This is a genomic window from Wenxinia marina DSM 24838 (assembly GCF_000379485.1).
Taxonomy (GTDB): domain Bacteria; phylum Pseudomonadota; class Alphaproteobacteria; order Rhodobacterales; family Rhodobacteraceae; genus Wenxinia; species Wenxinia marina.
The window spans coordinates 1-22,663 of sequence record NZ_KB902293.1 but is presented as its reverse complement, the minus strand read 5'-3'; the positions used below and the strand labels follow the sequence as shown (position 1 = coordinate 22,663).

The window sequence follows — 22,663 nt, the reverse complement described above, 5'->3', positions numbered from 1 at the left end:
ATGGCCCCCAGGGTTCTCATTTCCGACAAGCTCTCTGACGCCGCCGTGCAGATCTTCCGCGACCGCGGCGTCGAGGTCGACTTCCGCCCCGAGCTCGGCAAGGACAAGGACGCGCTCCTCGCCGTCATCGGTGACTATGACGGCCTCGCCATCCGCTCCGCCACCAAGGTCACCGAGAAGGTCATCGCCGAGGCGACCAACCTCAAGGTGATCGGCCGCGCCGGCATCGGCGTCGACAACGTCGACATTCCGGCCGCGTCGAAGAAGGGCATCATCGTGATGAACACGCCCTTCGGAAACTCCATCACCACGGCCGAGCACGCCATCGCGATGATGTTCGCCGTCGCCCGGCAGATCCCCGAGGCGTCGACCTCCACCCACGCCGGCAAGTGGGAGAAGTCCCGCTTCATGGGGGTGGAGCTGACGCACAAGACCCTCGGCGTCATCGGCGCCGGCAACATCGGCTCCATCGTCATCGACCGCGCCCTCGGCCTGCGGATGAAGGTGATCGCCTACGATCCGTTCCTGTCCGAGGAACGCGCGACCGAGATCGGGGTCGAGAAGGTGGAGCTGGACGACCTGTTGAAGCGGTCGGACTTCATCACCCTGCACGTCCCGCTGACCGACCAGACCCGCAACATCCTGAGCGCCGAGAACATCGCCAAGCTCAAGCCGGGCGTGCGCATCGTCAACTGCGCCCGCGGCGGGCTGGTGGACGAGGCGGCGCTGGCCGACGCGCTGAAGGACGGCCGCGTCGCCGGCGCCGCCTTCGACGTGTTCGCCGAGGAGCCCGCCACCGCCAGCCCGCTCTTCAACCTGCCGAACGTCGTCGTGACCCCGCACCTCGGCGCCGCCACGACCGAGGCGCAGGAGAACGTCGCCCTTCAGGTGGCCGAGCAGATGTCGGACTACCTGCTGACCGGGGCGGTGCAGAACGCGCTGAACATGCCCTCGGTCACCGCCGAGGAGGCCAAGGTGATGGGCCCGTGGGTGAAGCTGGCGGGACACCTGGGCAACTTCATCGGCCAGATGACGGACGAGCCGATCAAGGCGATCAACGTCCTGTACGACGGCGAGGTCGCGACGATGAACCTCGGCGCGCTGAACTGCGCCGTGATCGCCGGCATCATGCGGCGGCGGAACCCGGACGTGAACATGGTCTCCGCCCCCGTCATCGCCCGGGACCAGGGGATCCAGATCTCCACCACCCGGCAGGAGCAGTCGGGCGCGTTCGAGGCCTACATCAAGGTCACGGTGAAGACGGAGAAGCGCGAGAGGTCGATCGCGGGCACGGTGTTCAGCGACGGCAAGCCGCGGTTCATCCAGATCAAGGGCATCAACATCGACGCCGAGATCGGCCAGCACATGCTGTACACCACGAACGAGGACGTCCCGGGCATCATCGGCACGCTCGGCGTCACGATGGGCGAGAACGGCATCAACATCGCGAACTTCACGCTGGGCCGGAACGCCCGGAACGGCGAGGCAATCGCGCTGCTCTACATCGACGACCCGGTGCCGGCGCCGGTGATCGACAAGCTCAAGGCGACGGGCATGTTCGGGCAGGTCAAGACGCTGTCCTTCGACATGGTCTGAGGCCGGCTCGCTGCCCACGATGTCCGCGCAGACATCGTGGGCGGGCCGCGCTCGGGGCACGGCGTCCGGCCCGCGCCCTGGGGCACGATCCGGCCGAGGGGCCGCCACCGCGCGGCCCTTCCTCGTTTGCGACGGGGGCACGTCGCGATCGGTGGCGCGGGCGGGGCGGAATCGTCCGATAGGCGGCGAAGTCCGCCCCGGAGCCGCCGCCCATGCATCCCTTCCACGACGCCCTCCTCGCCGCCATCGCCGACGTCTACCGCGCCGAGGAAGACCCCGAGGGGCCGCGCGTCGCCAACGCGCTCCTCTCCACCCCGCAGCCCACCGCCGTCGGGCCCGAGGCGCCCTGCGCCCTCGACGCGATGATCCGCGCCTGCCTCGCCGGGTCCGACCACTCCGTCGCGCAGGCGACGCTCGCCGCGATGGACGTGCTGCCGTGGGGCGCGAACCCGGTGGGCGCGCAGATGACCGAGGAGGCGGCGGCGATCTGCGCCGTGCTGACGCTGCTCGATCCCGCCGGGCCGATCCCCTCGCCCGACCAGCGCCTCGGCCTCCTCTACCAGCGGCCGAACAGCTACTACCCGCTGCACACCCACGATGCGGACGAGACCTACGTCATCGTCGCCGGCCGGGCCCTGTGGACCGCCGGCGAGGACACGCGCGACCGCGGCCCCGGCGAGGCGATCCACCATCCCAGCCGGATGCCCCACGCCTTCCGCACCGGCCCCGAGGGCATGGTCGCGCTCTGGCGCTGGTCCGGCGACATCAATGCCGAGAGCTATGCGTTCATCGAGGAGACGGTCCCGCTGACGGCCTGAGGCCGGTGGGCCTCAACGCCCCGGGATGTCGTGCCGCTTGGTGCCGGCGCCCGGCCAGCTGTCGATCGCCGCGATCGCCTCGTCCGCCGTCTCGACGAAGGCGAAGAGGTCGAGGTCGATCTCCGAGATCGTCCCCGCGTCGGCCAGCGCACGGAAGTCGACGATCCGCTCCCAGAACTCGCGCCCGAACAGCAGGACCGGCACCCGCGCCATGCGGCCGGTCTGGATCAGCGTCAGGCACTCGAACAGCTCGTCCAGCGTGCCGAAGCCGCCGGGAAAGACGCAGACCGCGCACGCCCGCATCAGGAAGTGCATCTTGCGGATCGCGAAGTAGTGGAAGTTGAACGCCAGCTCCGGCGTCACGTAGCGGTTCGGCGCCTGCTCGTGCGGCAGCACGATGTTGAGGCCGATGGACCGGCCGCCCGCCTCCTCGGCGCCGCGGTTGCCCGCTTCCATGACGCCCGGGCCGCCGCCGGTGACGACGACGTGGTCCCGGCCGCCACTGGCGAGCGATTTCTCCGTCATCTTCTTCGCGAAGATCCGCGCCTCGTCGTAATACTCGGCCAGCGCGGCGAGGCCGGGCGTCCGCGCCGTCTCGCGCCGCTCGGGCGCGGGAATCCGGGCGCCGCCGAACAGGACGACGGTCGAGTCGATCCCGGCCTCGTTCATCGCCAGCTCGGGCTTCAGCAGCTCCAGCTGCAGGCGGATGGGCCGCAGATCCTCGCGCGTGAGAAAGTCCTCGTCGGTGAAGGCGAGGCGGTAGGACGGCGAGCGGGTCTGCGGCGTATGGGGCACGCCCTCGGCGGTGCGGCGGTCCTCGCGGCTGTCGCGGAAGGGGTGGCGGCGGTGCTCGTCGTGCATCTCGGCGGCGTCCTTGTCTAAGCGTGGGGGTGATGGCAGGCTTGCTCGCCATTGTCCAACGGGGGGGGACCGAAGACATGCCAGCACGTGAGGGGATCGAGGCCGCCGCGAAGCGGATCGCCGGCCATGTCGCGGTGACGCCGGTGATGGAGAGCGCCGCCCTGTGGAGCCGCCCGGTGGTGCTGAAGCTGGAGCAGGCCCAGCTCACCGGCAGCTTCAAGGTGCGCGGCGCGTTCAATACGCTGCTGTCCGGCCCGGTGCCGGCCGCGGGCGTCGTCGCGGCGTCGGGCGGCAACCACGGCGCGGCGGTGGCCCTCGCGGCGCGCACGCTCGGCCACCGCGCGAAGATCTTCGTGCCCGAAGTGGCGGGCCCCGCCAAGATCGCGCTGATCCGCGAGACCGGCGCCGACCTCATGATCGTTCCCGGCGGCTACGCCGACGCCCTCGTCGTGGCGCAGGACTTCGAGGCCGAGAGCGGCGCGATGCAGATCCACGCCTACGACGCGCCGGCCACGGTGACGGGGCAGGGGACGACGTTCCGCGAATGGGACGCGCAGGGGCTGGACGCCGACACGGTCCTGATCGCGGTCGGCGGCGGCGGCCTGATCGCGGGCGCACTGGCGTGGTGGGGGGACCGCCGCCGCGTCGTGGCGGTGGAGCCGGAGCAGGCCCCGACGCTGGCCACCGCGCTGCGCGACGGTCCGGACGCACAGGTCGAGGTCGGCGGCATCGCGGCCAACGCGCTGGGCGCGCGGACGATCGGGCGGATGTGCCACGCCCTCGCCTCGGCCCGCGGCATCGAGGTCGCGCTGGTGCCGGACGAGGCGATCGCGGCGGCGCAGACGGCGCTCTGGCGCACCCACCGCCTGCTGGTGGAGCCGGCGGGTGCCACCGCTCTCGCGGCGCTGATGTGCGGCGCGTACGTCCCAGCACCGGACGAAAGGGTGGCGGTCCTCCTGTGCGGCGGCAACGTCGCGCCGGACCCGCTGGCGCGGTCGTGACCCGTCAGACCGGCAGCGCCGTCGTCTCGCGCACCCGGCGCAGAGCGAAGCTGGACTGCAGCTGCGCGACCCCCGGCAGGGTCGCCAGCGCGCGGCGGTGCAGGCGGGCGAAATCCTCGGTGTCGCGGGCGACGACCTTCAGCAGGTAGTCGGCCGATCCCGCCATCAGGTGGCACTCCAGCACCTCGGGCACCCGCGCGACCGCCTTCTCGAACGCGTCCAGCACCTCGTCGGCCTGCCCCGACAGCGTGATCTCGACGAACACCGTCGTCGGCCAGCCCAGCCGCTTGGCGTCCAGCAGCGCCACGTAGCCGCGGATCGCGCCGACCTTCTCCAGCCGCTGCACCCGCCGGTGGCAGGCGGAGGCGGAGAGGTGCACCGCCTCGGCCAGGTCGGCGTTCGACATCCGACCCGACCGCTGGAGCGCCGCGAGGATGCGTTCGTCGATCGCGTCGAGTTCCAGCGGCGCACGATTGTTCGACAACTTCCCCCCTTGGCGCACGGATCGCCGAAATGCCCGCGGCAGCCAGCCGGATTAGGGCCGCAATTGCAAGCGCGGGGCGGCAGGATCCGCGAAAAAGGGAGGACAATATGCACATCGGATGCCCGACGGAGATCAAGCCGCAGGAATACCGCGTCGGCCTGACGCCCAACGCCGTGCACGAGGCCGTCGTCCACGGCCACACCGTCACCGTTCAGGCCGGGGCCGGCGTCGGCGCCGGTTTCACCGACGAGGACTACGTCGCCGCCGGCGCGCAGATCGCCGGCACGGCGGAGGAAATCTTCGCCGCCGCCGAGATGATCGTGAAGGTGAAGGAGCCGCAGGCGCCCGAGCGGGCGATGCTGCGCGAGGGGCAGATCCTCTTCACCTACCTCCACCTCGCGCCCGATCCGGACCAGACCCGCGACCTGATGCATTCCGGTGCCACCTGCATCGCCTACGAGACCGTCACCGACGACCGCGGCGGCCTGCCGCTGCTGGCGCCGATGTCCGAGGTGGCGGGCCGGCTGGCGCCGCAGGTCGGCGCCTGGACGCTGCAGAAGGCCAACGGCGGCCGCGGCGTGCTGCTGGGCGGCGTGCCGGGCGTCGGGCCGGGGCGCGTCCTCGTCATCGGCGGAGGCGTGGTCGGCACCCAGGCGGCGCGGATCGCCGCCGGCATGGGCGCGGACGTGACCGTCCTCGACCGCTCGCTGCCGCGGCTGCGCTATCTCGACGATGTCTTCGGTGGCGTCTTCCGCACCGCCTATGCCAGCGCCGGCAACACCATCGACCTCGCCCGGCAGGCCGACATGATCGTCGGCGCCGTGCTGATCCCCGGCGCCGCGGCGCCCAAGCTCCTCAGCCGCGCGCAGCTGTCCGAGCTGAAGCCCGGCGCGGCGCTGGTGGACGTCGCCATCGACCAGGGCGGCTGCTTCGAGACGTCCCACGCCACGACGCACGAGGACCCGGTCTACGAGGTGGACGGGATCATGCATTACTGCGTCGCCAACATGCCGGGCGCGGTCCCGCGCACCTCGACCATCGCGCTGGGGAACGCCACTATGCCGTTCATGCTGGCGCTCGCCGACAAGGGCTGGCGCGCGGCGTGCGAGGCCGATCCGCACCTCCTCGCCGGGCTGAACGTCCATGCCGGGCGGCTGACGAACTACGCCGTCGGCCGGGCGCTGGGGATCGACGTGACCTCGCCGGCGCTGGTGCTGAAGCAGGCCGCCTAGGCCGTCGCCCGCGCCAGCCCCTCGGCGACCGCGGTGAATGCCGCGGTTTCGATGGGCTGGGCGGCGGGGCACAGCGCCTCGATCCTCGTGCGGATCGCGCCAAGGAGGGACGAGCCGCCGACATAGACGATGTGCGTCACCTCGGCCGGGTCGGTCCCCGCCGCGGCCAGCGTCTCCGCAGCCGCCTCGACCACCCTGTCGGCGAGGGGCGCGAGGTCGCGGTTGAGGTCGCCCGCGTCGAGCGGGACCGACAGGCCCGGCTCCAGCTCGCCGAGGTCGACGGTCGCCGCGCCGCCGTTGGCGGCGATCTTGCCGGCCTCCACCGCGAAGGCGACGTCGAAGCCGAGCTGGTTGTCCAGCAGGGTGCGGAATCTCTCGAACAGCTCCGGCCGGTCGGCGAGGCGGACCCAGCGGGCCGCTTCGCGCGCCATCTGCGGGGTCTGCAGGAAGCCGATCTTCTCCCACGTCGCCATGTCCTGGAACGGCGCCTGCGGCGCGGCGTGCAGGTCGCTCCCCAGTTCGGCCCGCAGCAGGCCGCCGTAGCCGAGCCGCGGCATCACCCGCGAAAGCGAGACGGCACGGTCGGCGTCGGTGCCGCCGACCCGCACGCCGCGGCTGAGGATCGTGCGCGGCACGCCGCCTTGGGCGCGGAACAGCGTGAAGTCCGAGGTGCCGCCGCCCACGTCCACGACGAGGCCGACGCCGTCCTCGACCCCGGCCGCCAGCGCCGCCGCCTCCGGCTCCGCCAGCCAGTCCACCGAGCTGAACCCGGCGAGCCGGTACGCCTCGCCCAGATCGACGGCCGCCTGCGCGTCCCGGGCCGGATCCTCCTGGAACCGCACCGGTCGTCCGGCCAGAACGGCGTCGAACCGTTCGCCCGTCGCCGCCTCGGCCCGCGCCTTCACCAGCGCCAGCACCTCTCCCACCAGCTCCACCAGCGTCATCCGGCGGTTCAGCAGCTGGCGCCGCTCGCGCATCAGCGCACTGCCCAGCACCCGTTTCAGCGCCCTGAGGAACCGTCCCTCGCGGCCTTCGACCAGGGCGGCCACCGCCGCCTCGCCGAACAGCATCTCGCCGCTGCCGAAGTCGAGGAAAACCGCCGTCGGGATCGAGGTCCGCCCCGGCTCCAGCTCGATCAAGCGGGGGATGCCGGCGTCTGCCCATGCGGCGGACGTGTTGGACGTGCCGAAATCGACACCGAGGGCGCGGGGCATGGGAGCGGTCCGGGGCGGTGGGCGAAGAGGGCGTGCCGCCTATCCCGCGGCGACGCTCACGTCAATCGCCGAAGATCATGGCCGCGTGGCGGTCGAGGTAGATGCGCAGCCACGGCACGAACGCTTCGGGCCGCGCCGCGACCTCGTCCGCCAGAGCCTCCGGCGCGATCCAGCGCACCTCCATCACCTCGGCGGGGTCGGGCCGCACTTCCAGCCCGTCCGGCGCCTGCGCCGCGAACATCTCGACCACCTCGTGCTCGGTCAGGCCGCCGCCCACGTCGGCGCGGTATTCCACGGTGCCGCGCGGCTCCACCTCCAGCCCCTCGATCCCCAGCTCCTCGCGCAGTCGGCGGACGGCGCAGTCGGCGCCGCTCTCGTCCCAGTCGGGGTGCGTGCAGCAGGTATTCGCCCAGAGGCCGGGCGTGTGGTACTTGCCCGCCGCCCGCCGCTGCAGCAGGAGCAGGCCGTCCCGCAGGACGAACACGCTCACCGCCTTGTGACGCAGGCCCCGCTGATGCACCTCGAGCTTGCCGACGGGCGTCAGGACACCGTCCAGCCAGGCCGGGATCGGGCGTTCGGCGTCGTCCGCGCCCCTGTGATCTTTCGCCATCGGGGTCTCCCGCCGCCTCTCGTCACAGGCGCCAGATAGCTTTCCTGCAGGGAACCGCCAAGGCACGCCGGACGTCGGGCCATGGGTGGACCGCGGCCGTGGCCGCGTTATGCTCCGCCGCAATTGGGGCATCGGTCATTCCTCAGAATCTGGGAGACGAAACATGAAACGAGTCGCAGCAGTCGCCGCGATGGCGGTCCTGTCCGGAACCGCGGTCCTCGCGCAGGACGCGCCGACCGGCGACGCCGCCGCCGGCGAGGCGCAGTTCGGCCGGCAGTGCGTGGCCTGCCACGTCGTCGTGAACGAGGAGGGCGAGACTCTCGCCGGCCGCAACGCCCGGACCGGTCCGAACCTCTACGGCATCGTCGGCCGCCAGCCCGGCACCGTCGAGGACTTCAACTACAGCGATTCGCTGGTCGCCTACGGCGAGACGGGCGTGGTGTGGGAGGAAGAGAACTTCGTCGCCTACATCCAGGACCCGACCGGCTTCCTGCGCGAGGCGCTGGACGACCGCCGCGCCCGCGGCAAGATGGCCTACCAGGTCCGCGACGAGCAGCAGGCCCACGACATCTATGCCTACCTCGCCTCGCTGGGCGGTGGCGAAGAGGCCGAGGGCGAGTAGGCCCCGCCTCCGCAGCCAACGAGAGGGCCGCCCCGGGGGCGGCCCTTTCTCATTCCGGCCGCTCGCGATGCCACGCGATGGCGTCCTCCAGCCGGTCGTCGCCCCAGAACACCTCGCCATCCACCACGAACGTCGGAGAGCCGAAGACGCCGAGCGCCATCGCCTCGTCCGTCGCGGCGTCCAGCGCGGCGGCGACGCGGTCCGATCCCGCGTCGGCCAGCACCCGCGCCGCGTCCTGCCCGGCCGCGGCGAGGCTGGCGGAAAGGTTCGGCTCCTCCCCCGCCGGCTCGCCTGCCTCGAACCAGCGGCGATAGGTGGCGCGGGTGTAGGCCACGCCCCATCCTTCCTCCATGCCCAGTAGCGCGACCCGGTTCGCGAGGACGAGTCCCGGCAGCGGGTAGGGCGCCGGCAGGCGCGGCGACAGGCCGTAACGCGCCGCGCGACGTTCGATGTCGCGCCACATGTAGGCGGCCTTCACCGGCTTGTCCTTGAACGGGATGTTGTTCTGCGCGGTCATCACCCGCCGCACGTCGAACGGGCGCCAGCGGAAGCGCAGGCCGGTCTCCTCCTCGACGCGGCCGAGCCGCAGGACCGTGAGGTAGCTGTAGGTACTGCCGATCGAGTACCAGAAATCGAGCGCCATCGTCGTATCCTCCCCGGCCCATCCTACCACGGGAACGGGCTCTTGGCGCGACCCGCCGTCGCGGCCCGCCGTCTGTTCACCGTTTGGCAACCGGTGTAGAGTCACGCTCAACGAGCGGTTAACGACTCCAGCAGGCCATCCCATTCCCATGAACGCTGTCCCGCTCCTGCGAGAGGTCTTCGGATTCGACGGATTCCGGCCGGGCCAGGACGAGGTGGTGGAGGCGGTGGCGGGCGGCCGCGACGTCCTCGCCATCATGCCGACGGGCGGCGGCAAGTCGCTGTGCTTCCAGCTTCCGGCGCTGATGCGGGACGGCGTGACCGTCGTCATCTCGCCGCTGATCGCCCTGATGCGCGACCAGGTCCGCGGCCTGCGCGAGGCGGGGGTCGAGGCGGGCGCACTCACCTCCGGCAACACGCCGGAAGAGACGGACGCGGTCTGGGACGCGGCCAACGAGGGCCGGCTGAAGCTGCTCTACATGGCGCCCGAACGCCTGGCCGTCGGCGGCGTGGTGCAGGCCCTGAAGCGGATCGGCGTCACCGCCCTCGCCGTGGACGAGGCGCATTGCGTCAGCCAGTGGGGCCACGACTTCCGCCCCGACTACCTGCGCATCGGCGAGCTGCGGCGCACGCTGGACGTCCCTCTCGCCGCCTTCACCGCGACGGCCGACGCCGAGACCCGGGTCGAGATCGTCGAGAAGCTGTTCGCCGGGCACGAGCCGGCAATGTTCCTGCGCGGCTTCGACCGCCCGAACATCCACCTCGCCTTCGCCGTGAAGGACCGCCCGCGCGAGCAGATCCTCGCCTTCGCCGGCGCCCGCAAGGGCCAGTCCGGCATCGTCTACTGCGGCACGCGGGCCAAGACCGAGACGCTGGCCCGCGCCCTCAGCGAGGCGGGCCACGAGGCGATCAGCTATCACGGCGGGATGGAGGCCGAGGCGCGCCGCGATGCCGAGACGCGGTTCCAGCGCGAGGACGGCCTCATCGTCTGCGCCACGATCGCCTTCGGCATGGGCATCGACAAGCCCGACATCCGCTGGGTCGCCCACGCCGACCTGCCGAAGTCGATCGAGTCCTACTACCAGGAGATCGGCCGCGCCGGCCGCGACGGCGCCCCGGCCGAGACGCTGACGCTCTACGGCCAGGACGACATCCGCTACCGTAGGTCGCAGATCGACGAGGGACTCGCCCCGCCCGAGCGGCGGATGGCCGACCACGGCCGGCTGAACGCGCTGCTGGGGCTGGCCGAGTCGCTCGGCTGCCGGCGGCGCGGCCTCCTCGCCTATTTCGGCGAGACCGCGCCCGGCGATTGCGGCAACTGCGACCTGTGCGACACCCCGCCCGAAACGTTCGACGCGACGACGCCGGTGCGGATGGCCCTGTCCGCGGCGCTGCGGACGGGCGAGAGCTTCGGCGCCGGGCACCTGATCGACGTCCTCACCGGCACCCTGACCGACAAGGTGCGCCAGCGCGGGCACGACGGCCTGCCGACCTTCGGCGTCGGCCGCGAGTGGGACAAGCGCCAGTGGCAGGGCATCTTCCGCCAGATGCTCGGCCTCGACCTGATGCGCCCCGACCCCGAGCGACACGGTGGCCTGCGCATGACCGACCGCGCCCGCCCGATCCTGAAGGGCGAGGAGGAGGTGACGCTCCGCCGCGACACGATGCAGCTCCGCGCCCAGCCGCGGGTGCAGGCGATGGTGTCGGACGAGGACGCGCCGCTGCTGTCCGCGCTGAAGGCCAAGCGGCGATTCCTGGCCGAGGCGCAGGGCGTGCCGGCCTACATCGTCTTCAACGACAGGACGCTGATCGAGATGGCCGAGCGGCGGCCGACGACCCTGGACGAGATGGCCCGGATCGGCGGCGTCGGCGCGAAGAAGCTGGACAGCTACGGCCGCGCGTTCCTCGAGGTGATCACCGGCGCGGCGGCGGAGGTGCATCCCGCGCGGATGCGCCTGGCCGGCCGGCCCGAGGGGGCGGTGTTCGACCGCCTGCACGAGGCCCAGCTGCGGCTCGCGCGCGGCCCGGACGGGACGGGCAAGCCGCTGAACTGCACCAGCGCGACCCTGCGGCACATCGCGGAAGGGCGGCCGGGCGACATCGCCGCGCTGGAGCGGATCCCCGGCATGGGACCGCAGAAGGCCGAGCGGTTCGGCGACGCGTTCCTGGAGGTCCTGAAGGATACGTAGGGTGGGTTTCACCCACCCTACCCGTAGAAGCGTCGCCGTATCGCCCCGACCGGCCCGGCGCGACCAGCGACGGGCCGCGTCCGCCCCTCCCGGGGGGCGGGCGCTTCTGCAACGTTTCGAGACGGACGACCGTCGTCCGGGGTGGCCAGATAAATCGCGGACCATCGAAGTCGCGCAGCGCCCACCCAGGGGCGGCCACGTCCCGCCGCCGGTCGCTCGGCATCGGGTTTCACACCGCGAGGCGTCCTGTCATCCGATAGCGCTCCCCCGGAAAGTGCGGAAAACCTGCACACCCGACTCATTGAAGCGAATCCCCCCGCGTGCGACCGTCGCTCCATTGATTTCGGAGTCGTTTCCCCATGCGCGCCGTCCTGTCGCTCTGCCTCGCCCTTCTCGTCGCCGCCCCCGCCGTCCACGCGCAGGAGCTCTCGCCGGTCCCCGACCGCCGGATCGCGATCTCGCGCAACGTGGACTTCCCAGGCGGCGACCGGGCCAGCTACTTCGACACCACGCTGGACGCCTGCCAGCAGGCCTGCCTGTCCGACGACCAGTGCGGCGCCTTCACCTTCAACCAGCGCAGCAATTCCTGCTTCATCAAGTCCGGCGCCGGCGCGACCGCGCCCTATGACGGCGCGATCTCCGGCACCGTCTTCCGCACCGCGCCCGCGATCCTGAACGCCGCCCCGACCCGCGCGGCAGAGCTGTCGTTCCTCGAGGAGGGCGACCTGGCGCAGGCGCGCGAACTGGCCGAGATGATCGGCCGCTATCACTCCTCCGACGGCTTCACCGCCCCGCAGCTCCTCGACACCGCCGACGCCCGCCGCGCCGCGGGGGACGAGCTGGGCGCGTTCCGGTTCGTCGGCGCGGCGTTGTCGGTGGAGGACCGGGCGGACCTGTGGCTCGAATACGGCCGCCTCGGCGCCACCCTCGGCACGCTCGACGACGCCGCCCGCGCCACCGCCCGGGAACGGGCGCTGCCGGCGGTGATCAACGCATATCTGCGCGCCGGCGAGCCTGCGCTGCGGGCGACGATCCTGATCGAGATGGCCGACATGCTGGAGGACGCGGACCGCGGCCGCGCGATGATCCCCGCCCTCCGCCTCGCCCTCGCCACCGATCCGCGCCGCGACGCCGAGGCGGCGCTGGAGCGGGCGCAGGGCCTGTACGGCTTCCGCGTCGCCGAGACCGAGGTGGAGAGCGACAGCGCCGCGCCGCGCCTCTGCGTCGTCTTCAACGAGGATCTCGTGCAGGCCGGCGTCGACTACGACCCCTACGTCCAGCTGCCCGACCCGGCCTTCACGGTGGAGGCGGAGGGCCGCGAGCTGTGCATCGACGGCGTCTCGCACGGCGAGCGGTACCGCGTCGTCCTGCGTGAGGGGCTGCCCGCGGCCACCGGCGAGACGCTGGCCCGCAACGTCGAGCTGAGCCTCTACGTCCGCGACCGTTCGCCTGCCGTGCGCTTCACCTCCCGCGCCTACATCCTGCCCGCCACCGGCGAGCCGGCCCTTCCGGTCGAGACGGTGAACGTCGGCGAGATCGAGCTGGCGCTCGCCCACGTCTCGGACCGCCAGATCGTCCGCACCATGCAGGAGGGGCTGTTCCGCGATCCGCTCTACGCCTGGCAGGAGGGCTACTTCCGGGAGGAGATCGGCACGGTCGTCTGGGAGGGCTCCGCCGAGGTCGGGCAGGAGCTGAACCGCGATATCCTGACCCGCCTGCCGATGACCGAGGCGCTTGAGGGGCAGGAGCCGGGCCTCTACGTCCTGACCGCCGCGATTCCCGACGCCGACCCCTACGACGTGCCGCCCGCGACCCAGTGGTTCATCCTCTCCGACCTCGGCATCGCCACGTGGGAGGGGAGCGACGGCCTGACCGTCGCGCTGCGCTCGCTCGCCGACGCCTCGGCGCTGGAAGGGGCCGAGGTCCAGCTGATCTCCGAGGGCAACGCCGTCCTCGGCACGGCGACGACGGATGCCGACGGCGTCGCGCGCTTCGCCGCCGGCCTGACCCGCGGCACCGGAGCGGCGCAGCCGGCGCTGGTGACCGCCAGCCTCGGCGACGACATGGCCTTCCTGTCGCTGACCGACCCGGCCTTCGACCTCTCCGACCGCGGCGTCGAGGGGCGCGAGCCGGCGGGGCCGATCGACGTCTTCCTCACCACCGACCGCGGCGCCTACCGCGCGGGCGAGACGGTGTATTTCACCGCCCTGATGCGGGACCCGACCGTCGCCGCGGTGGAGGGCGTGCCGCTGACGGCCATCCTCTACCGCCCCGACGGCGTGGAATATTCCCGCCACGCCTCGCTGGATGACGCCGCCGGCGGGCACGTCTTCGCGATGCCGGTCGCCGCCAACGCGCCCCGCGGGACCTGGCGGATCGAGGTGAAGGCCGACGTGGACGCCGAGCCGCTGGCGACCGACAGCGTGCTGGTCGAGGATTTCCTGCCCGAGCGCATCGACTTCGACCTGGCCTCCGCCGGCCCGCTGACGCTCGGCCAGCCCGCGACCCTCGGCATCGAGGCGCGCTACCTGTTCGGCCCGCCCGCCGCCGACCTGCCGGTCGAGGGCGAGCTGGTCCTTTCCGCCACGGACGAGGTGGAGGGCTGGCCCGGCTACGCCTTCGGCCGCTACGACGAGCCGTTCCGTACCCGGATCGAGCCGTTCCAGACCAGCGCCGTCACCGGCCCTGACGGCACCGTGACGCTGCCGCTGGACCTGCCGCAGGCCGAGGACGCCGCCCAGCCGCTGCAGGCGACCTTCGTCACCCGCCTGTCCGAAGGCTCCGGCCGCCCGGTGGAGCGCCGCCTGACCGCCCCGGTCGCGCCCGCGCTGCCGGTGATCGGGATGAAGCCGCTGTTCGAGGACGTGGCGCCCGAAGGCTCCGAGGCCCGCTTCGCGCTGATCGGCCTCGGCCCGGACCTCGCGCCACAGCCGATGCAGGTGGAGTGGTCCGTCAATCGCATCGACCGCCGCTACCAGTGGTACCAGGTCGGCGGCTCGTGGAACTGGGAGCCCGTGACCCGGCGCGAGCGGGTGGCCAGCGGCACCGAGACGCTGGGCGCGCAGCCGGTGGAGGTGTCCGCGCCGGTGGAATGGGGCCATTACGAGCTGGTGGTGGAGCGCGTCGGCAACCCCTACGCCGCCGCCTCGACCGAGTTCTGGGCCGGCTGGTACGGCGCCGCCGACGCCGGCGACAGCCCCGACTTCCTGGAGCTGTCCCTCGACGCCGAGGACTACGCCGTCGGCGACACCGCCCGCCTGCGCCTCGTCCCGCGCGAGCCGGGCCTCGCCGTCATCTCCGTCCTGTCCGACCGGGTGATCGGCCTGCGGACGGTCGAGGTGCCCGCCGGAGAAACCGTGATCGAGCTGCCGGTGACCGAGGAGTGGGGCGCCGGCGCCTACGTTACCGCCAGCGTCATCCGCCCGATGGATCTCGGCGAAAGCCGCAACCCCTCGCGCGCGCTTGGCCTCGCCTACGCGCCGGTGGCGCCGGGCGAGCGGGATCTGGACGTGGCGGTGTCCGTCGTCGGCGAGGCGGCGCCCCGCGCGCCGCTGGAGGTGGCGGTGCAGGTCGAGGGCGTGGCGCCGGGCGAGACGGCGTACGTCACGCTCGCCGCCGTCGATGTCGGCATTCTCAACCTCACCGGTTTCGAGGCGCCGGACCCCGAAGGCCATTATTTCGGCCAGCGCCGCCTCGGCGTGGAGCTGCGCGATGTCTACGGCCGGCTGATCGACGGCATGACCGGGGCGCAGGGCATCGTCCGCACCGGCGGCGACGCCGGCGGCCAGATGCGGATGGAGGCGCCGCCCCCGACCGAGGAGCTGGTCGCCTACTTCACCGGCCCGGTGGAGGTCGGCGCCGACGGGACCGCTCAGGCGACGTTCCGCATGCCCGCCTTCAACGGCACCGTCCGCCTGATGGCCGTGGCGTGGAGCCCGCGCGGCGTCGGCAGCGCGTCGCAGGACGTGGTGGTCCGCGACCCGGTCGTGGTGACCGCCAGCGTCCCCCGCTTCCTGACGCCCGGCGACGAGAGCCGGCTGCTGCTGGAGATCGTCCATACCGAAGGCCCGACCGGCGGCTTCGGCCTCGACCTTTCGGCCGACGGCGTGACGCTGGATCAGGCGTCCGTCCCCGGCGCCGTGCAGATCGCCGAGGGCGCAAAGACCGCCCTGCGCATCCCGCTGACCGCCGGGGAGCCGGGGCTGGCGACCATCGAGATCGCCCTGACGGACCCCGATGGCGCCCGCTACGTCAAGGAGCTGACCATCCCGGTCCAGTACCAGGACCCCGAGATCAGCCGCACCTCGCGCCTGACCCTCGGCCCGGACCAGACCTTCACCTTCGACGACCAGGTCTTTGCCGGCCTGCGCGAAGGCTCCGGCACCGCCACCCTGTCGGTCGGCCCGCTGGCGCGGTTCGACGCGCCCGGCCTTCTCGCCACGCTCGACCGCTATCCCTACGGCTGTACCGAGCAGCTGACGTCCCGCGCCCTGCCGCTCCTCTACGTGAACGACGTGGCGGAGGCGCTGGGCCTCGGCACCGAGGCGGAGCTGGAGGAGCGGATCGATCGCGCGATCCTCGCCATCCTCGCCAACCAGTCGGCGAACGGTGCCTTCGGCATGTGGGGGCCGTCCTCGGGCGACCTGTGGCTCGACGCCTACGTGACCGACTTCCTGTCCCGCGCCCGCGCGCGCGGGCACGATGTGCCCGAGACCGCGTTCGCCAGCGCGATCGACAACCTGCGCAACCAGGTGAACTACGCCGGCGACTTCGAGACCGGCGGCGAGGACATCGCCTACGCCCTCCTGGTGCTGGCCCGCGAGGGCGCGGCGGCGGTGGGCGACCTGCGCTACTACGTGGACGAGCGGAGCCAGGCCTTCACCACGCCGCTCGGCTCCGCCCAGCTCGGCGCCGCGCTGGCGACCTACGGCGACCAGCTGCGGGCCGACGCGATGTTCCGGCAGGCGCAGGGGATGCTGCTGAACGCCCCGCCGGAGCCCGACGTCTCGATCTGGCGCGCCGACTACGGCACCCAGCGCCGCGACGCCGCCGCCGTGCTGGCGCTGGCGGTCGAGGTCGGCTCCGACGCGGTGAACCGCGAGGCGCTCGCCGCGCGGCTGCCGGTCGCGGGCGGCCCCGTGTCCACGCAGGAGGCGGTGTGGCAGCTGATGGCGGCCAACGCCCTCGTCGACGACATGCGCGCGACGGGCGTGCTGGTGAACGGCGCGCCGCCGGCCGGCCTCTTGGTGCGCTTGCGGCAGGACGGGGAGGGGGCCGATCCGCTGCTGGTCGCCAACACGGACGACGGGATCGAGCTGACGGTCACCACCTTCGGCGTCCCGGCCGAGCCGGAGCCCGCGGGCGGCAACGGCTATGCGATCACGCGCGAATACTACACGCTGGAGGGCGCGCCCGCCTCGCCCGAGAGCGTCGCCGCCGGCGCCCGCCTCGTCGTCGTCCTGACGGTGCAACCGTTCGGCCGGCAGGAGGCGCGGCTGATGGTGACCGACCCGCTCCCGGCGGGGTTCGAGATCGACAACCCGAACCTGCTGCGCGGCGGCGACATCCGGGCGATGGACTGGCTGGACCCGGTCCGCGGCGAGACGGCCGAGTTCCGGCAGGACCGGTTCCTCGGCGCCGTGAACTGGCGTTCGGACGAGCCGTTCCGGCTGGCCTACATCGTCCGCGCCGTGACGCCGGGGACGTACCACCACGCCGCGGCGAGCGTCGAGGACATGTACCGCCCGCAGATGCGTGCCCGCACGGAGAGCGGGACGGTGACGGTGACGCAGTGACGGCTCCTTCCCGTCCAGAAGTGCGACGGAGGGCAGCGTCTGGCCGCGGACAGACGCTCCGACGGTCGGGGTCCGCGTTTTATCTCGCCGCCCCGGACGACATTGAGGTGATGCGCAGGTGGCGAGGAAGCGTCTGGCCGGGGGGCGGCCAGACGCTGCCCGGGCCGCTTGCGCGGCTGATTCCGGGCTGGTCGGTACTGCGACGCGGAAAGGCTGACCGAGCCGAGATTTGCCTCGTCCCATGACCCGCACCCGCACCCGCCGCCCCCGCACCGGCGCCGGCTGGCTCGTCGCGCTGGCGCTCGTCCTCTGGGCGACCGCCGCCGCCCGCGACGCCTTCGACCGCTGGATCGACGCCACCGTCCTGCCGCCGCTCGCGACGACCTACTCGACCGAGGTCCTCGCCCGCGACGGTACGCTCCTGCGCGCCTACACGGTCGACGACGGCCGCTGGCGTCTCGCAGCGACGCTGACGGAGGTCGATCCCGGCTACATCGACATGCTCGTCCGCTACGAGGACAAGCGGTTCTGGAACCATGGCGGCGTCGACCTGCGCGCCATGACCCGCGCCGTCTACCAGGCGGTCCGAAATGGCGGCATCGTCTCCGGCGGGTCCACCCTGACGATGCAGGTCGCCCGCCTGCTGGAGGATTCGGGCACCGGCGCGTGGCAGGGCAAGCTGCGGCAGATGCGCGTCGCGCTGGCGCTGGAGCGGGTGCTGACCAAGGAGCAGATCCTCAGCCTCTACCTCGACCGCGCGCCCTTCGGCGGCAACCTCGAGGGCGTGCGCGCCGCCAGCTACGCCTGGTTCGGCCGCCCGCCGGCGCGGCTGACCGAGGCCGAGGCTGCCCTCCTCGTTGCGATCCCGCAGGCGCCCGAGAGCCGGCGCCCCGACCGCCACCCGCAGGCCGCCCACGCCGCCCGCGACCGCGTGCTCGCCCGGATGGTCCGGGACGGCATCCTCACCGGCGACGCCGCCCGCGCCGCCCTCACCGAACCCTCGCCCGCCGTCCGCCGGCCGTTCCCGCTGCTGGCGCCGCACCTCGCCGACCGCCTGCTGATCGGGGACCCGCTCGCGCCGGTCCACCGCACCACGATCGACGCGGACCTGCAGACCCGGCTGGAGGCGCTGGCGGCGGAGACGGTGGCGGAAGGGCCGGAGCGGCTGCAGGTCGCGCTGATGGTCGCGGACCACACGACCGGCGAAATCCTGGCGAGCGTCGGCTCCGCCGCCTACGAGGGCGACCTGCGGCAGGGCTTCGTCGACATGACGGTCGCCCCCCGTTCCCCCGGCTCGACGCTGAAGCCGCTGATCTACGGCCTCGCCTTCGACCGCGGCCTGCTGCACCCCGAGACGCTGATCGCCGACCGGCCGGTCGATTTCGACGGCTACCGGCCGCAGAACTTCGACGGCCTCTACCGCGGCGAGGTGCGGGTGCGGCAGGCGCTGCAATGGTCGCTGAACGTGCCGGCGGTCAGCGTGGCCGACGCCCTCGGCGTGCCGCACCTGATGGCCGCGCTCCGTCGCGCGGGGGCCGAGCCGCGCCTGCCCCGGGGCGAGGCGCCGGGGCTGGCCGTGATCCTCGGCGGGCTCGGGATGACCCTCACTGACCTGATGGAGACCTACGGCGGCATCGCCAACGGCGGCCGCGCCATCGACCTGCGCGCCCGGCCCGAGAGGTCGGAGGGCTGGCGCCCCGCCCGCCTGATGGCCGACACCGCCGCTTGGCAGGTCGCCGACATCCTGCGCGAGACGCCGCGCCCCCACGGTGTCCGCGCCGATGGCGTGGCGTTCAAGACCGGCACCTCCTACGGCCACCGCGACGCCTGGGCGATGGGCTTCGACGGGCGGCACCTCGTCGGCGTCTGGATGGGCCGGGCGGACGGCACGCCGGTGCCCGGCGCCTTCGGCGGCGGCCTCGCCGCGCCGGTCATGTTCGCCGCGTTCGAGCGGCTGGGCCCGGTGGAGCCGCTGCCGCCGCCGCCCGCCGCGACGCTCATCGTCGGCAATGCCGACCTGCCGCCGCCGCTCCGCCGCTTCCGCCCGCCGGAAGTGGCGGACCCCGACTCCCCCGCCATCGCCTTCCCGCCCGACGGCGCGGTGGTCGAGGGCGAGGGACTTGCGCTGCGCGTCCGCGACGGCACCGGGCCGTTCGTCTGGCTGGCCGACGGCGCGCCGGTGGCGCGCACGCACCGCCGCGAGGTCTGGGTCGACGGGCTGGGGCCGGGCTTCGCCGCGCTGACGGTGATCGACGCGGAGGGCCGCAGCGCCCGGGCGGAGGTGGAGCTGCGATAGGGGCGGTGCGGCTTGCCGCGACCCCTGCCACCCTTGACGCACGCCCCGGGCCTGACCCGGGGCCCGGAGCCAAGCTGCGCGAGGTCCCGGGTCGAGCCCGGGACGGGTGTCGCGACGAGCGCCGCCTGGTTGAACCGGGACGTGTTCGCGTCCGAGCCCCCGCCCGGAATCAGCCGCGAAGCGGCCCGGGCAGCGTCTGGCCGCCCCCCGGCCAGACGCTTCCGCGCCACCTGCGAGACGGTCGAAGTCGTGCGGGGCGGCGAGATAAAGCGCCGATACCGACACGTCGGAGCGTCTGACCGCGGCCAGACGCCGCCCTCCGTCCCGCGTTCCGACTTCTGCCGAGGGATGCCCCGCCTTCGCCTCGCCTTTCCTCCCGCTCCCGACCGGGCTACCTCTGCCCGCCATGAGCGTCAGCGACAGATACCGCGCCCGGATCGAAGAGGGGCACCTCACGGCGGACCCGGTGCAGGAGGCCGTGCTGCCGCATCTCGACCGGATCGTCGCCGAACTCGCCGACTCCCGCCCCGCCAAGCGCAGCCTCTTCGGCCGCAGGCAGCCCGAGCCGGTGAAGGGCCTCTACCTCTGGGGCGGCGTCGGGCGCGGCAAGTCGATGCTGATGGACCTCGCCTTCGCCGAGGTGGACGTCCCGAAGGAGCGGCAGCACTTCCACGCCTTCATGCAGCGCGTCCACCGCGGCATGACCGAGGCCCGCAAGCGCGGTGTCGACGACGCCATCAAACCGGTGGCCGAGGATATCGCCGAGGGCGTGCGCTTCCTCGCCTTCGACGAGATGCAGATCACCGACATCACCGACGCGATGATCGTCGGCCGGCTGTTCCAGCGCCTGTTCGACGCCGGGGTGACCGTCGTCACCACCTCGAACCGCCCGCCGGACGACCTCTACAAGGACGGCCTGAACCGGCAGATCTTCCTGCCCTTCATCCAGCTCCTGAAGGAGCGGATGGAGGTGGTGGAAATCGGCGCCGGCGCCGACCACCGGCAGGGCCGGGGCGGCGACGACCGGCGCTATTTCACCCCGCTCGGGGCGGACGCGCGGTCGGCGATGAACGCCGTCTGGCAGGATCTGACCGGCGGCGAGAGCCGGCCCGAGGTGCTGCGCGTGCTCGGCCGCGAGGTCGAGATCCCCGCCTTCCACGACGGCGCCGCACGCGCCACCTTCTACGACCTGTGCGGCCGCCCCCTCGGCCCCGCCGACTACCTGGCGCTGGCCGAGGTGGCGCGGGTGCTGCTGATCGACGAGATCCCGCAGCTGTCCGCCGACAACTTCAACCAGGCGAAGCGGTTCGTGACGCTGGTCGACGCGCTATACGAGGGCAAGGTCGCGCTGTTCTGTTCCGCCGCGGCCCCGCCGGAGATGCTGTACGTCGAGGGCGAGGGGAGCTTCGAGTTCGGCCGCACGGCGAGCCGGCTGGCCGAGATGCAGTCGCCCGGCTGGGGCCGGGTCTGACGCCGGAAACGGAGGCCGAGCGCTCCCCCTTCGCATGTCACCCAAATACGCCGGCGCGCGGTCTGCCGTCGGCGTGACGGGTCGGCAGGAGCGGGAGGGGGCCGTTGGTTCGGCCCCCGTTTGTCCCCGCCGTCATAACTCACGCCCGGAAGTGCGGTCGCGTCTTGCGCCTTCGTGGGGGTGCCGGGAATGCTAGGAGTAGGTCCGGCGCCCCGCCGTTCGCAACATATAGCGGAGGGGTGATTCGCAGGTCAATGGCGCAGACGTACCTGACGAGCGAATTGCCCCGCGACGGCAGGCTGGCGCCCGTCCGTGTCGCGGCCTAGGTCTGGCACGACCCGAAGACCGAAGGAGCGCCGAAGATGGACCCCGCCGTCGCCGACCTGACCCCCGATCCGCAGATGCTCGACCGCCTCGCCGAGGTGGCGGTGAAGGTGGGGCTGAACCTGCAGCCCGGGCAGGACCTCGTCCTCACCGCCCCCACCGGCGCGCTGCCGCTGGTGCGCCGCGTCGCCGCCGCCGCCTACCGCGCCGGTGCCGGCCTCGTGACGCCGATCCTCGCGGACGAGGGGGTGACGCTGGCCCGCTACCGGAACGCCGCTGACGAGAGCTTCGACCGGGCGCCGGGCTGGCTGTACAAGGGCATGGCCGAGGCGTTCGCGGGTGGCGCGGCGCGGATGGCGATTTCGGGCGACAACCCGATGCTGCTGTCGGGCGAGGATGCCGCCAAGGTGGCCCGCGCCGGCAAGGCGAACTCCCTCGCCTACAAGCCGGCGATGAAGCACATCGTCGAGCACGACATCAACTGGTCGATCGTCGCCTATCCCGGCACCGCCTGGGCGAAACAGGTCTTCCCCGACCTGCCGGACGCCGAAGCCGTCGATGCGCTGGCCAAGGCGATCTTCGCCGCCTCGCGACTGAACGAGCCCGATCCGGTCGCGGCATGGCAGGCGCACAACGCCGAGCTGGAGGCGCGGCAGCGCTGGCTGACCGACCGCCAGTTCCACGCCCTGCGCTACAGCGGCCCCGGCACCGACTTCACCCTCGGCCTCGCCGACGGTCACGCCTGGCGGGGCGGCGCGTCTAAGGCGAAGAACGGCGTCGTCTGCAATCCGAACATCCCGACCGAGGAGGTCTTCACCACGCCCCACGCCCGCCGCGCCGAGGGCACGGTCCGCGCCAGCAAGCCGCTCGCTCACCAGGGCAGCCTGATCGAGGGGATCGAGGTCCGCTTCGAGGGCGGCGCCATCGTCGAGGCGAAGGCCACGAAGGGCGAGGCGGTCCTGCAGCAGCTGCTCGCCAGCGACGAGGGCGCCCGCCGCCTCGGAGAGGTGGCGCTGGTGCCGCATTCCTCGCCGATCTCGCAGTCGGGGCTGCTGTTCTACAACACGCTGTTCGACGAGAACGCGGCGAGCCACATCGCACTCGGGCAGTGCTATTCCGGCTGCTTCAGGGACACGTCGCTGTCCGAGGAGGCGCTGGCGGCGGCGGGCGGGAACTCGTCCATCATCCACGTGGACTGGATGATCGGCAGCGCCGAGATCGACATCGACGGGCTGGACGCGGACGGCACCGCCACGCCGGTGATGCGCGGCGGAGAGTGGGCGTCGGCCGTGTGAAGGATGCCCGTCCCGGGCTCGACCCGGCAACTGTAACCTCAGGGGTTGGCTGTCGCGTAGTCCTTGGCGTCGCGGAGCATGGCGTTGAGGACGGTGAGGAGCTTGCGTGCGACGGCGATGATGGCCTGCTTGGGACGCTTTCCGGCGGCCTCGAGGCGGGCGCGGAAGGCGGCGAAGGCAGGGTCCCGGCGCGAGGCCTGCAGGCCGGCGAGG

General features: G+C 72.7%; 15 protein-coding genes. 10 read left to right on the top strand and 5 right to left on the bottom strand.

All coding sequences use genetic code 11. From position 1 onward, the window contains the following. Both serA and A37W_RS22845 read left to right on the top strand, forming a co-directional pair. Entirely contained in the window at positions 1–1,596 is a 1,596-nt protein-coding gene (gene serA / locus A37W_RS0111920; RefSeq protein ID WP_018303268.1) for a phosphoglycerate dehydrogenase, read from the top strand. 212 nt (positions 1,597–1,808) lie between these two features. Then, positions 1,809–2,414, top strand: a complete 606-nt coding sequence (locus A37W_RS22845) for a dimethylsulfonioproprionate lyase family protein (RefSeq protein ID WP_018303267.1) — start codon at positions 1,809–1,811, stop codon at positions 2,412–2,414. 12 nt (positions 2,415–2,426) lie between these two features. On the opposite strand, the gene A37W_RS0111910 is transcribed toward A37W_RS22845, so the two are convergent. Further along, positions 2,427–3,275 (bottom strand): LOG family protein, encoded by an 849-nt coding sequence (locus tag A37W_RS0111910; protein WP_018303266.1) that lies wholly within the window; start codon positions 3,273–3,275, stop codon positions 2,427–2,429. 77 nt (positions 3,276–3,352) lie between these two features. Between A37W_RS0111910 and A37W_RS0111905 the strand changes: the two genes are divergently transcribed. Continuing rightward, the gene (locus tag A37W_RS0111905; protein WP_018303265.1) at positions 3,353–4,276 is read left to right on the top strand and encodes a threonine/serine dehydratase; all 924 of its coding nucleotides are present in this window, start codon (positions 3,353–3,355) and stop codon (positions 4,274–4,276) included. A 4-nt stretch (positions 4,277–4,280) separates the two neighbouring features. Here the strand turns inward: A37W_RS0111905 and A37W_RS0111900 are convergent, their stop codons facing one another. Next, on the bottom strand, positions 4,281–4,739 hold the full coding sequence (locus A37W_RS0111900; RefSeq protein ID WP_026198458.1) for an Lrp/AsnC family transcriptional regulator: 459 nt from the start codon (positions 4,737–4,739) through the stop codon (positions 4,281–4,283). A gap of 128 nt (positions 4,740–4,867) precedes the next feature. Here A37W_RS0111900 and ald point away from each other — a divergent pair, with 128 nt between their 5' ends. Further along, positions 4,868–5,992, top strand: coding sequence for an alanine dehydrogenase (gene ald / locus A37W_RS0111895; protein ID WP_018303263.1), 1,125 nt, complete (start codon positions 4,868–4,870; stop codon positions 5,990–5,992). Here ald and A37W_RS0111890 read toward each other — a convergent pair. Next, positions 5,989–7,206: an Hsp70 family protein gene (locus A37W_RS0111890; protein WP_018303262.1), complete on the bottom strand. Its 1,218-nt coding sequence runs from the start codon at positions 7,204–7,206 to the stop codon at positions 5,989–5,991. The genes ald and A37W_RS0111890 overlap by 4 nt on opposite strands. Before the next feature lie 61 nt (positions 7,207–7,267). Further along, entirely contained in the window at positions 7,268–7,816 is a 549-nt protein-coding gene (idi, locus tag A37W_RS0111885) for an isopentenyl-diphosphate Delta-isomerase (RefSeq protein ID WP_018303261.1), read from the bottom strand. A 163-nt stretch (positions 7,817–7,979) separates the two neighbouring features. On the opposite strand from idi, the gene A37W_RS0111880 reads away from it, so the two are divergent. Next, on the top strand, positions 7,980–8,438 hold the full coding sequence (locus A37W_RS0111880; RefSeq protein ID WP_026198456.1) for a c-type cytochrome: 459 nt from the start codon (positions 7,980–7,982) through the stop codon (positions 8,436–8,438). Positions 8,439–8,487: 49 nt separating this feature from the next. On the opposite strand, the gene A37W_RS0111875 is transcribed toward A37W_RS0111880, so the two are convergent. After that, positions 8,488–9,081, bottom strand: coding sequence for a 2-hydroxychromene-2-carboxylate isomerase (locus A37W_RS0111875; RefSeq protein ID WP_018303259.1), 594 nt, complete (start codon positions 9,079–9,081; stop codon positions 8,488–8,490). 148 nt (positions 9,082–9,229) lie between these two features. Here A37W_RS0111875 and recQ point away from each other — a divergent pair, with 148 nt between their 5' ends. From recQ to A37W_RS0111850, 5 genes are all read left to right on the top strand, one after another. Further along, on the top strand, positions 9,230–11,269 hold the full coding sequence (gene recQ / locus A37W_RS0111870) for a DNA helicase RecQ (protein WP_018303258.1): 2,040 nt from the start codon (positions 9,230–9,232) through the stop codon (positions 11,267–11,269). Positions 11,270–11,628: 359 nt separating this feature from the next. Continuing rightward, positions 11,629–17,064, top strand: a complete 5,436-nt coding sequence (locus tag A37W_RS0111865) for an alpha-2-macroglobulin family protein (RefSeq protein ID WP_018303257.1) — start codon at positions 11,629–11,631, stop codon at positions 17,062–17,064. A 241-nt stretch (positions 17,065–17,305) separates the two neighbouring features. After that, complete coding sequence (pbpC, locus tag A37W_RS0111860; protein ID WP_018303256.1) at positions 17,306–19,360, top strand: penicillin-binding protein 1C; 2,055 nt, start codon at positions 17,306–17,308, stop codon at positions 19,358–19,360. A 406-nt stretch (positions 19,361–19,766) separates the two neighbouring features. Next, a complete protein-coding gene (gene zapE, locus A37W_RS0111855; RefSeq protein WP_018303255.1) occupies positions 19,767–20,831 on the top strand; it encodes a cell division protein ZapE in 1,065 nt (354 codons plus the stop codon). A gap of 362 nt (positions 20,832–21,193) precedes the next feature. After that, entirely contained in the window at positions 21,194–22,450 is a 1,257-nt protein-coding gene (locus A37W_RS0111850) for an aminopeptidase (protein ID WP_018303254.1), read from the top strand. The last annotated feature ends 213 nt before the right edge of the window (positions 22,451–22,663 follow it).